Source organism: Acinetobacter sp. D009, from assembly GCF_038562025.1.
Lineage (GTDB): Bacteria > Pseudomonadota > Gammaproteobacteria > Pseudomonadales > Moraxellaceae > Acinetobacter > Acinetobacter pittii.
The window spans coordinates 1-12,478 of sequence record NZ_CP151886.1; the positions used below are offsets into that span (position 1 = coordinate 1).

Below are 12,478 nucleotides of genomic sequence, written 5' to 3' on the forward strand. Positions count from 1 at the left end.
ATGCTTTGGACAGACTGCTTAACTCGCTTGCGACAAGAGCTCTCTGATAACGTCTTTGCGATGTGGATTCGCCCATTAGTTGCTGAAGAAGTAGAAGGGACACTGCGTCTTTATGCACCTAATCCTTATTGGACGCGTTACATTCAAGAGAACCATCTAGAATTAATTTCTATATTGGCCGAACAGCTATCAGAAGGGCGTGTACGTCAGGTTGAGATTTTAGTTGATTCTCGTCCTGGTAGTATTTTGTCATCAGGTGAGCAGCCGGCAACTACAACTGCTGCTTTGCAAACTACGCCCCAACAAAGTATTAAAGTAAAAAAAGAACCAGATTCTATTTCCAGTTCACCTACGGCTAATAGTGTAGTGAACCCAAAAACACCGAAAAAGAAACTATTAAACCCCCAATTTACTTTTTCTTTATTTGTTGAAGGCCGTTCGAACCAGATGGCTGCTGAAACATGTAGAAAGGTATTAACACAATTAGGTGCTTCACAGCATAACCCTTTATTCTTATATGGTCCGACAGGATTGGGTAAGACTCACTTGATGCAGGCAGTTGGTAATGCTTTATTGCAAGCCAAGCCTAATGCACGGGTGATGTATATGACCTCTGAGAGCTTCGTTCAGGATTTTGTAAGTTCTTTGCAAAAAGGCAAAGTTGAAGAATTTAAGAAAAATTGCCGTTCTTTAGATTTATTGTTGGTCGATGATATTCATCTTTTAGCCGGTAAAGAAGCAAGCTTGGTTGAATTCTTCTATACATTCAATGCGTTACTTGATGAATCTAAACAGATTATTTTAACTTCAGATCGTTATCCAAAAGAATTGACCGAGTTAGATCCGCGTTTGGTTTCTCGCTTTTCTTGGGGTCTTTCAGTAGGCGTTGAACCGCCAGATATTGAAACTCGTATCGAAATTCTATTGAAAAAAGCCGAAAATAGCGGCGTTGATTTACCTCGAAATTGTGCATTATTTATTGCACAACAAGTAGTTGCCAACGTACGTGAACTTGAAGGCGCACTCAATAAAGTCGTCGCGATTTCTCGTTTTAAAGGTGCACCAATTGATCTTGATGTTGTCCGCGAGTCTTTGAAAGATGTGTTGGCAATCCGTGCACGTACAATTAGTGTAGAAAATATCCAACGTGTGGTTAGTGAATATTTCCGTATTCCTTTAAAAGAATTGGTAGGACCAAAGCGGACTCGAATCTATGCGCGACCACGTCAGTTAGCAATGGGACTTGCTCGTGAGTTGACTGGTGATAGTTTTCCCGAAATTGGAATGGCTTTTGGTGGACGTGACCACAGTACAGTCATGCATGCTTGCGAAAAAGTAGTAAGTCTACGTGAAGAAGATCCGATTTTTGACGAAGATTATAAAAATCTACTGCGTCTACTCCAGAGTTAATGAAATGATAAGACGTTGTTGCAAAGTCTACGTAAGTGCAGCATAGTACACAGCTAAAAAATGAATATTTGCTCCAAGTTGCTAGAGGAATGAATCGTGCGTTTGAAAATCGCTAAAGAAAGCTTACTCAATGTTTTATCGCATGTTGTCGGTGCGGTAGAACGTCGTCATACATTGAATATTCTTTCAAACGTCAAAATTCAGACTAATGCTCAGGCACTCACCATTACCGGTTCTGATTTAGAAGTTGAGCTGGTTGCCAGTACTGTTTTAACAGAAGGGGCATGCATTGAAGCAGGTGAAACAACTGTTCCTGCTCGTAAGTTGATGGAAATTTGTAAATCATTGCCTACAGCTGCATTGATTGACTTACAAATTACTGAAGATCAAAGATGTATTTTAAAATCTGGTAATAGCCGTTTTGTATTAGGTACTTTACCGGCAGAAGATTATCCATTATTGACCACTGAAAATAGTCAAGGTACACAAGTACAGGTCACTCAACGTGAGTTAAAGCGTTTATTTGAAAAAACGGCTTTTGCTATGGCCGTACAAGATGTACGTTTCTATTTAACGGGTACTTTATTAGAAATTGATGAAAATCAATTACGTGCAGTAACAACAGATGGTCACCGTTTAGCACTTTGTGAAATTACTGCTTCTTCTACATCATCTCAATTGGTCCAAGCAATTGTGCCTCGTAAAGCTGTTGGTGAATTACAGCGTTTACTTAGCATTGAAGATGAACAATTAACGTTGCTGATTGGTCGTGAATTGTTAAATGTCACAATTAATACGCCAAGCCGTGACAAAGAGCAGGGCGATATCACTGTTCGCTTTACTACAAAGTTGATTGATGGAAAATTCCCTGATTATCGTCGTGTAATTCCACGTGGTGGCGATAAACATGTGTTAATTAGCCATGATGTGTTCAAACAATCATTACAACGTGTCGCAATTTTGAGTAATGAGAAATTACGTGGTGTTTTCTTGAATTTTAATCAAGATTCTTTACAGCTACGTGCAAATAACCCTGAACAAGACGAAGCGATTGAGGATTTAGCGATTCAGTATCAAAACATACCGCTTGAAATGTCATTTAATGCGCAATATTTGCTGGATGTTTTAGGTGTGCTTGATGGTGATGATGTAAATATGAGCATGACTGAGGCAAACCAATCTGTATTGGTTCAAGATCCGGCACATCCTGATCAAACCTATGTCGTTATGCCGATGCGTGTATAATCTGGCTATCTAATATGCATCTTACGCGTTTAAATATTGAACGTGTGCGTAATTTAAAAACGGTTGCACTCCAAGGGTTGCAACCGTTTAATGTATTTTATGGCGCTAACGGTTCAGGAAAAACTTCAATACTGGAAGCAATCCATTTGCTTGCAACAGGGCGGTCGTTCCGCACCCACATACCTAAAAATTATATTCAATACTCTGCTGAAGATGCGATTGTTTTCGCGCAATCTGCAACTGAAAAAATTGGCATGCAAAAGTTGGCCTCTGGTGAGCAGTTGATGAAGGTCAATGGCGATACAGTGGCTACACAAGGACAACTCGCTAAACTGCTTCCTTTGCAGCATATTGATCCACAAAGTACAGATATTATTGACCATGGGGCGAAACCTCGGCGCCAGCTTTTAGATTGGCTGATGTTCCACGTGGAACCTGAGTTTTATTTTGCTTGGCAATATTATTCTCGTGCATTAAAGCAGCGTAATACTTTACTTAAAACCAGACGGAATATTTCTCTAGCGGATTTAGAGCCGTGGAATAAAATGTTGAGTGATTATGGTGAAATTTTACACTCTCAGCGTTTAAGTATTGTGGAACAATGGAATGTCTTTTTTCAAAATGATTTAAGTCAATTGCTACCTGATCTAGAGATTGAACTGGAATATAGTCCCGGTTTTCATACAGAGCAGGGACTCATGCAAGACTTGCTGAATCAACACCAAAAAGACATCGAACGACGCTATACCGAATATGGCCCACATCGTGCAGATTTGCGCTTAAAAACCCCGTTTGGACATGCTGATGTAGTTTTATCAAGAGGTCAGAAAAAACTCTTGATTATTGCCTTAAAACTGTCACAAATTGCAATGTTGCATGCGAGTAATAAGGAAACTGTGGTATTATTAGATGATCTGACAGCAGAATTAGACTTAACCGCACAACAACGTTTAATTGAACGATTAAGCCAACTTGGTAGCCAGGTTTTTATGACAACTTTAGATCATGCATCGGTAAAAAAACACTTACATGATCTGTCTATTTCATATCAATTATTCAATGTTGAATCCGGTCAAGTTAGTCTTGCTTCACCATAATTTTTTGATGTTACCCATCTTTGAATAAACCTATATTTGCTAGGGAGAAACCATGAGTTCAGAGTCTCAATCAGCCTCTCAAACAGAACAAACCAATGAAAAGGCTTATGATTCCTCTAGTATTAAAGTATTACGTGGATTAGATGCAGTTCGTAAACGTCCGGGGATGTATATTGGGGATACAGACGACGGTACCGGTTTACACCATATGGTATTCGAGGTTGTCGATAACGCAATCGATGAAGCTTTAGCAGGACATTGTGACGAAATTATTGTTACGATTCACGAAGATGAATCAGTAAGTGTTTCTGACAATGGTCGTGGTATTCCAACCGATATCCATCCCGAAGAAGGGGTTTCTGCAGCGGAAGTAATTCTTACTATCTTGCACGCAGGCGGTAAGTTTGATGACAATAGCTATAAAGTTTCAGGTGGTTTGCACGGCGTAGGTGTTTCGGTTGTAAATGCGCTTTCAAGTAAATTGCATTTAATTATTAATCGCGCTGGCCAAGTGCACGAACAAGAATATCACCACGGTGATCCGCAATATCCATTACGTGTGATTGGTGAAACGGATAGCAGTGGTACAACTGTACGTTTTTGGCCAAGTGAACTAACTTTTAGTCAAACCATTTTTAACGTTGAAATTCTAGCGCGTCGTTTACGAGAGCTTTCATTTTTAAACGCGGGCGTGCGCATTGTTTTACGTGATGAACGTATTAACCTTGAGCATGTATATGACTACGAAGGTGGTTTATCTGAGTTTGTAAAATACATTAACGAAGGTAAAACTCATCTAAACGAGATTTTCCATTTCACCGCAGATACAGAAAACGGTATTGGTGTAGAAGTTGCATTGCAGTGGAATGAAAGTTATCAAGAAAACGTACGTTGTTTTACCAACAATATTCCTCAAAAGGATGGTGGTACTCATTTAGCAGGTTTCCGTGCGGCTTTAACACGTGGTCTTAACCAATATCTTGAAAATGAAAATATTCTCAAGAAAGAAAAAGTCAATGTGACAGGTGATGATGCCCGTGAAGGTTTAACCGCGATTATTTCGGTAAAAGTACCTGATCCTAAGTTCTCATCTCAAACTAAAGAAAAACTGGTATCGAGTGAAGTAAAACCAGCGGTTGAGCAAGCAATGAACAAAGAGTTCTCTGCTTACTTACTTGAAAATCCGCAAGCTGCAAAATCGATTGCCGGTAAAATTATTGATGCTGCGCGTGCACGTGATGCTGCACGTAAGGCACGTGAAATGACACGTCGTAAGAGTGCACTTGATATTGCTGGTTTACCAGGTAAATTGGCAGATTGTCAGGAAAAAGACCCAGCACTTTCTGAATTATATCTAGTCGAGGGTGACTCTGCTGGTGGTAGTGCTAAGCAAGGACGTAATCGTAAAATGCAGGCTATTTTACCGTTGAAAGGTAAAATTCTGAACGTTGAACGTGCACGTTTTGACAAAATGATTTCTAGTCAGGAAGTGGGTACTTTAATCACTGCACTTGGCTGTGGTATTGGGCGTGAAGAATATAATCCTGATAAGCTTCGCTATCATAAAATCATTATCATGACCGATGCCGACGTAGATGGTTCGCATATCCGCACCTTATTGTTAACATTCTTCTTCCGTCAAATGCCGGAATTGGTTGAGCGTGGGCATATTTATATTGCTCAGCCACCATTGTATAAGTTGAAGAAAGGTAAACAAGAACAATACATCAAAGATAATGACGCGTTAGAAACTTATCTCATCTCAAATGCGATTGATGAGCTATCTTTGCATACCAATGCTGAAGCACCTGCAATTACTGGTGAAGCACTTGCGAAGGTGATTCAAGACTATCAAGTTTCACAAAAGAGCTTACAGCGCTTAACTTTACGTTATCCAGCTAGCTTATTGGATGCTTTACTTGAAGTAGAAGCATTCAAGAGTGATCAAAACCATGATGAAGCTTATGTACAACAATGGGCAGATCAGGTGCGCGATATCATTACCAGATTACAGCCAAGTTTACGTCCAGAAATCTCACTAGAGGCCTTTGAACGTGAAAATGCTCAAGGTGAAAAATCTGCGCATTATTGGCCACGTATTACGGTGTATGTACATAACTTGCCGCATGCGTATTTGCTTGATGCAGCTTTATTGAATTCAGCTGAATATGCACGTTTACTGAAAAACTCGAAGAGTTGGTTCACTTTACTTGAAGAAGGTGCTTATTTACAAAAAGGTGACCGCCGTATTCAAGTAGCTAACTTCCATCAAGTTTGGCAACATATCTTGCAAGATTCTCGTCGCGGTATGATGATTCAACGCTATAAAGGTCTTGGCGAGATGAATGCTGAGCAGCTTTGGGAAACAACAATGGATCCTGAAAACCGTAATATGTTGCAGGTGACAATTGATGATGCGATTGAAGCAGATCGTATGTTCTCTTGCTTGATGGGTGATGATGTTGAACCACGTCGTGCATTCATCGAAGAGAATGCTTTAAATGCGGATATTGATGCTTAATTCATAACATGATTCTAAATCAGTCTAGGGAGAGAATGATGAGTCAGAAATTATTAGCTAGCCTATTAATTTCATGTGCGTTTTTAGGAAGTTCTGCTGTTTCGGCGGCAGACCTAGAAGCGAATATGAAAACTTTAGCTAAGAGTACTAAAGCATTTGCTGAAACGATGGATGTTGATAACGCGAAACAACAGCTTGTTGTAATGCGTGAAGCAGCCGTTTCTTCTAAGCAGTATTTACCGCATAGGCTCGAAGGATTACCATCAGAAAATGTAAAGGTAAAAGAGTATCAAGCTGGTTTAGATCAGCTTGTTGCTGAAATTGATAAAGTAACTGTTTTAGTTGAGCAAGGACAATTAGATCAAGCCAAAGCTGAAGCAATCAATTTAGTTAAAATACGAAATGAAAATCATAAAAAATTTAGATAATTTTTTATGATGATTAAAGAAAAGGCTTTGTTTAATTTAAGACAAAGCCTTTTCTTTTATAAGAACTGAACTTTTAAACTATCATTTAGATGGTAGTTTCCATTTATATCAAGAGAATATAATTTTGAAAAAAACACAAAAATTCTTATGTATTGGAATCATATTTTTTAATTGCTTATTTCAATTGCATGCTGCGATAGCCCCCACCTTTTATGGAAAATTAGTATTTCATCGTTACAGTGATTATGACGCATGGGACAGTAAGCTTTATCTTTATAACTTCACAACACAGCAGACCACATTACTCGGTGCAAATTGGAAAATTGATCATATGATGAATGGCCATTTTTCTCCAGATGGAAAATGGTTAACTTTCATGGGAGTTAACTCTGGGCAGCATTATGGTGATGCATGGGATGTATATGTTTGGAAAGTCGGAAGTGGTGAGTTACCTATTAACTTAACTCAGGGGAATAATAAGCGTGATGAAGATCCTAAATTCATAGATAACCAGCGTATTATTTTTAAACAAAATGGCGATTTAAAAATCGTTAAAATGACGGATCGGACGATGACTTCTGTTACTCAAAATGGTTGGGATATAGAAGAATCGATGCCTTATCCGATGGTGAATACCACCCAAATTTTATATGCGAAAGGTGCTGGAAATAATTCTAGAATTTTCAGTATTGATCAATCGGGTGCTTATGATACACAGCTGACCAATATCGCTTCATATTATCCAGTATGGTGGCAAGGAAGTCGGTTCTTATATGTACGCTGGTACAGTTCAACAAATCCTCATGACCAGATATATATTTATGATATGGCTAATAAACAAACCACACGTTTGTCATTTAACAATATTAATTACGATACTTCCGATCCAGCTCCTTTAGATCAGCGTTACATGGTGGTGTCTCTTGCAGGACAAACAGGGAGTCGAGGCGGATACGATTTATATATTGCAGACAGCTTATCAAGCAGTGTTTGGCCTTTACCGATAAATACCAATTTAAATGAATTAGGGGCTTTTTATACGCCTTATTAACGAATAAAAAAGTCGATTAAGAAATCGGCTTTTTTATTTTAGAAAATTGATTAATCAAAAGAAGCTTCCATTTCTTCTAATTCCATCATGAGTTCCAAAAGCTGCTCTTCGTGTTGCTCAAGTTTAGCTTTCAGCTCTGTCTGCTCATTCATAAGTTTGAGTAGATCATCCTTACGTGCAACCTCATATAAAGATGTGTCTGCTAAGGATTCTTCAATTTTGGCGAGCTGCGGTTGTAGCTTTTCAATTTGTGATTCAACCTTTTCAATATTTTTACGAATAGGTCGAGTCTGTTCACGACGGCGAGCTGCTTCTTTACGCTGTGCTTCTTTATCAACTTTAGCCGGCGCTGGAGCGGCAGAGGATGAGTCATTCTGTGCTACAGCAGTCTGAGCATTGATTTGTTGCTGACGTGCTTCACGTAGCCATTTAGCATAGTCCTGTAAATCACCCTCGAACTCAGTACATTTACCACCGTGTACTAAAAGAAGCTCATCACATACACTCGCAATAAGTTGGCGTTCATGGGAAACCAGAACAACGGCACCTTCAAAATCTTGTAATGCCATGCTCAATGCATGACGCATATCAAGATCTAAATGGTTCGTCGGTTCATCGAGAATTAAAACATTTGGACGCTGCCATACAATGAGTGCTAGAGCTAAACGAGCACGTTCTCCACCAGAAAAGCTTTCACATGGTGTATCCATGCGTTCACCGCTAAAGCCAAAACTACCTAAGAATGAACGTAGAGTGGCTTCACTAATTTGTTTATCTGCTATACGGGCAAGCTGTAGCATTGGACTAGCATTGCCATCTAAAGCATCCATCTGGTGCTGTGCAAAATAACCAATGTTAAGCAGTTCGGAAGCTTTACGTTCACCTGCCAAGAGTGGTAAATCACCAACCAAGCTTTTAATCAGTGTTGACTTACCTGCGCCGTTCATACCCAGTAAACCAATACGTGAGTTTGGTGTAATTTGTAATCTGATTTTTTCGGCTATCTGTTTATTACCATAACCAATGCTAGCATTGTCTAAAGTCAGCAACGGTGAACTCATTTTAGTCGGTTCACGGAAACTAAATGTAAACGGTGTATCTACATGGGCTGGTGCAAGTTGCTGCATGCGCTCAAGTTGTTTAATACGACTTTGTGCCTGACGAGCTTTAGTCGCTTTTGCCTTAAAACGGTCAATAAACTTTTGTAGATGAGCACGTGTTTCTTGCTGCTTCTCAAAAGCTTGTTGTTGCTGGGCAAGACGTTCACTACGCGTGGTTTCAAATGTAGAGTAGTTCCCGGTGTAAAGCGTGAGTTCCTGATTTTCAATGTGAAGAATATGATCTGTAATCGCATCTAAAAAGTCGCGGTCATGCGAAATTAGAATGAGTGTACCTTCATAGGCTTTAAGCCAATCTTCTAACCACAGAATTGCATCCAAATCTAAGTGGTTTGTTGGCTCATCCAGTAAGAGTAGATCAGAACGACTCATGAGGGTACGCGCTAAATTTAAACGCATACGCCATCCACCTGAGAAGCTCTCAACATTCAAACGTAATTGATTTTCTAGAAAACCGAGACCTGCCATGAGCTGCGCAGCTTTAGAGGGGGCTGAATAACCATGAATTTCATCAAAGCGGCCATGCAATTTAGCCAATTCAAAATCACTCAGTTGATCTGGTTGAGCAAGCTTATTTTGAATATCCCAAAACTCTTCATCACCTGAAAGAACAAAATCAATTGCAGGCATATCTAGGGCTTTTACTTCTTGCGCCATATGCGCCACGGTCCAGCCTGAGGGACGAGTGAGTGAACCTTCATCAGCACCTAAACTTCCAAGTAATGCAGCAAATAAGGTCGATTTACCTGCACCATTTACTCCAGTCAGACCAATCTTCCAACCTGGGTGTAATTGCATAGACGCTTTTTGAAATAGAACACGTCCACCGCGGCGTAAAGAAACTTGGTCAAATTGAATCATCTTATTTTATCGAGGTGAGTTAGGGATGCTGTATTTTAAAGAGAACTGTCGATGAAAACAAAACTTTCCGGATTTTAGTGAGCAGTCGTTAATAATTGTATATATCAAGACATTCTAAATCTTGCTATTCATCCGAAATTTTCAAAATATTGAACGAGATAGAATACTTTTAAAAAAATATGGCTAAAATAAAAACAGTTTGAAATTTGGCTGATTAATGAGCTGCTAATAAAACTAGACTAAGGAAAGTCAAATGAAAAAAAGATTGGGGATGATTGGCGCAGCATTTTGCTGTGCTGTGGGGACAGTGCATGCAGGGCAAAATGTCTGTGTGTTTGATTTATTGGGCAAGTCAGGTGAATCCTATAAAATGATGGAAGAGTGGGCGCTTGCAGCGAAAGAATGGCAAGCAGATATCACTTTAATTCCATTTCAAGATGAAGGCTTAGTTGACCGTAGATTGCGTGAAGGTAAGTGCGATGCCGCTTATATGACTTCCATGCGGGCGCGAAACTACAATAAATTTGCAGGTTCGATTGATGCTATTGGGGGAGTAACCAGTAATGCAATTGCCCAAAAAGCCATCAGTTACGTTTTAGATAAGCGTAATAAACATCGTATGGTTACTGCACAAAATGGAACCAATTACGAGGTCGTTGGTATTGTTCAGATTGGATTGGCTTATTTATTTGTGAGAGATAAAAACCTCAACTCAATTGAAAAAGTACGTGGGACTAAATTTGCTATTTTGCAATATGACGCAGCACAAAAAATTATGGTAGAAAGCGTTGGTGCTAAGCCTATTCCTTCAGAAATTACCGATTTTGTGAAAAAGTTTAATAGTGGCCAAGTTGATGCGATTGCTGCACCCGCTTATGCTTATAAACCTTTAGAGATTGGCAAAGGGGTTGGAACGAAAGGAGCAATGTTTACTTTTCCCGTGGTTAATGTTACGGGTGATTTAATTGCCCGAAGTGATAAGTTCCCCACAGATTTCGGTATAAAGTCTCGTGCTTGGTTTACACAACAATTACCCCAGAACTTTGCCATGATAAAACGGCTAGAAATGGGCGTATCCTCAAAAATTAAAATGAACTTTTCTGTAGAAGACAAAACTAAATATCAAAAAATTTTACGTGAAGGCCGTCTCAATTTAACAAAACAAGGCGTATACGATGCAACAATGATGAGTGTACTGAAACGTGCCCGCTGTACAGTTGAACGGACAAATTTTGAATGTACTCTTAGTGGTGAGTAGTTTATTTTTTAAACACAAAAACGCTACATATATTTCAAAGCTGAATATGGGTATGAAAATTGTGAATATAAAAAGTAACTTACGGAAACTTAGTGATTTTTACTGCTAATAAATAATTTAAATCTAACAAACAATGGTTCAATGAGATAAAAATATTTGAGTAAAAGCTCTATTTTTTTCTAAAAAACATGATTAATATCTGTGTTTGAAAGGAAACTTCAAACAAAAAATCTGTTCCGTGGAAGGATGAAGAAAATGAAAAAAATCGTACTTGCTATGGCTGCCGCTTCTGTTGTTGGTTTTTCTGCTTCAGCGCAAGCAGCGAGTACCGTATGTGTATTCGACCTCTTAGGAAAAGCAGGCGACTCATATAAAATGATGGAAGAATGGGCTCTTGCTGCAAAAGGCTGGGGTACTGAAATTAACTTAGTTCCTCGTCAGGACGAGGCTGTTGCTGATAATGATTTTAAAGCGGGTAAGTGTGATGCTGTAGCAATGACAGCAATGCGTGCACGCCAATATAACAAATTCGCAGGATCTATCGACTCACTTGGTGGTGTTCCAAATAACCAAATCGCTCAACGTGCAATTACCTATGTATTAGATGCGCGTAATGCAGCAAAAATGACCACAAATATGGGTGGTAAAAAATACGAAGTTGCTGGTATTTCTCCACTAGGTTCAGCATTCATTTTCGTACGTGACAAAAACATCAACTCTGTTGAAAAAGCTGCGGGTAAAAAATTCGCTGTACTTGGCTATGACGACGCACAAAAAATTATGGTGCAACGTGTAGGAGCTCAAGCAGTTCTTTCTGATATTTCAAACTTTGCTGCTAAATTCAACAATGGTCAGGTAGATATGGTAGGTGCGCCTGCTTATGCTTACAAACCATTAGAGTTAAATAAAGGTTTAGGCGCAAACGGTGTAATGTGGAACTTCCCTGTATTACACGTTACAGCAGATCTAGTATTACGTTCTGATAAATTCCCAGCTGGTTTTGGTCAAAAATCTCGTGACTGGTTTGTTAAACAGTTACCGAAGAGCTTTGCAATGATCAACCGTTTAGAAGCGCAAATTCCTGGCAAATACAAAATGAACTTAAGTGCAGAAGATAAACTTAAGTATCAAAAAATGTTGCGTGATGGCCGTATGGACTTAACTAAACGTGGTGTTTACGATGCTGGAATGATGTCTGTACTCAAAAAAGCACGTTGTTCTGTAGACAAGGCTAACTTTGAATGTTCAATGCCTGGTGAATAATCCTAATTTCTTTCAGAAAGCCTAGACTGAGTTCTAGGCTTTTTGTTTTATATACGCTGTCAGTTCTGCCATTGTGGTTAGTTAGAAAGACGTTAAGCTAAATTTAGATAAAAACTTCATAAGGAAACATGAAGGTATAAAAATAGATCAAGGACTTAAGTGATTAAAATAATTGCTAATAGGTAGGTAAATCGCTATCTATTTTCCATGGAAATAAAATCATAAA

General features: G+C 39.1%; 9 protein-coding genes. 8 read left to right on the top strand and 1 reads right to left on the bottom strand.

Going from position 1 to position 12,478, the window contains the following annotated elements; translation table 11 throughout:
- The 6 genes from dnaA to AAC388_RS00030 all read left to right on the top strand — a co-directional run bounded on the left by dnaA (position 1) and on the right by AAC388_RS00030 (position 7,752).
- Positions 1-1,410, top strand: a complete 1,410-nt coding sequence (dnaA, locus tag AAC388_RS00005) for a chromosomal replication initiator protein DnaA (RefSeq protein ID WP_262448811.1) — start codon at positions 1-3, stop codon at positions 1,408-1,410.
- 96 nt (positions 1,411-1,506) lie between these two features.
- Complete coding sequence (gene dnaN / locus AAC388_RS00010; protein ID WP_002115478.1) at positions 1,507-2,655, top strand: DNA polymerase III subunit beta; 1,149 nt, start codon at positions 1,507-1,509, stop codon at positions 2,653-2,655.
- Between the two features lie 14 nt (positions 2,656-2,669).
- Positions 2,670-3,752, top strand: a complete 1,083-nt coding sequence (recF, locus tag AAC388_RS00015) for a DNA replication/repair protein RecF (RefSeq protein ID WP_002115479.1) — start codon at positions 2,670-2,672, stop codon at positions 3,750-3,752.
- A 52-nt stretch (positions 3,753-3,804) separates the two neighbouring features.
- Entirely contained in the window at positions 3,805-6,273 is a 2,469-nt protein-coding gene (gene gyrB, locus AAC388_RS00020) for a DNA topoisomerase (ATP-hydrolyzing) subunit B (protein ID WP_069036323.1), read from the top strand.
- A 35-nt stretch (positions 6,274-6,308) separates the two neighbouring features.
- The gene (cybC, locus tag AAC388_RS00025) at positions 6,309-6,701 is read left to right on the top strand and encodes a cytochrome b562 (RefSeq protein ID WP_206224635.1); all 393 of its coding nucleotides are present in this window, start codon (positions 6,309-6,311) and stop codon (positions 6,699-6,701) included.
- 124 nt (positions 6,702-6,825) lie between these two features.
- Positions 6,826-7,752 carry a hypothetical protein gene (locus tag AAC388_RS00030; protein WP_342371037.1) on the top strand — a complete coding sequence of 309 codons (927 nt, stop codon included), beginning with the start codon at positions 6,826-6,828 and terminating at the stop codon, positions 7,750-7,752.
- 50 nt (positions 7,753-7,802) lie between these two features.
- Here AAC388_RS00030 and AAC388_RS00035 read toward each other — a convergent pair whose 3' ends face one another.
- Positions 7,803-9,731: an ATP-binding cassette domain-containing protein gene (locus AAC388_RS00035; RefSeq protein WP_342371038.1), complete on the bottom strand. Its 1,929-nt coding sequence runs from the start codon at positions 9,729-9,731 to the stop codon at positions 7,803-7,805.
- A 253-nt stretch (positions 9,732-9,984) separates the two neighbouring features.
- On the opposite strand from AAC388_RS00035, the gene AAC388_RS00040 reads away from it, so the two are divergent.
- Together AAC388_RS00040 and AAC388_RS00045 are read left to right on the top strand one after the other, a co-directional pair.
- Positions 9,985-10,989 carry a putative solute-binding protein gene (locus tag AAC388_RS00040; RefSeq protein WP_342371039.1) on the top strand — a complete coding sequence of 335 codons (1,005 nt, stop codon included), beginning with the start codon at positions 9,985-9,987 and terminating at the stop codon, positions 10,987-10,989.
- A 255-nt stretch (positions 10,990-11,244) separates the two neighbouring features.
- A complete protein-coding gene (locus AAC388_RS00045; RefSeq protein ID WP_002115480.1) occupies positions 11,245-12,252 on the top strand; it encodes a putative solute-binding protein in 1,008 nt (335 codons plus the stop codon).
- Positions 12,253-12,478 lie beyond the last annotated feature (226 nt).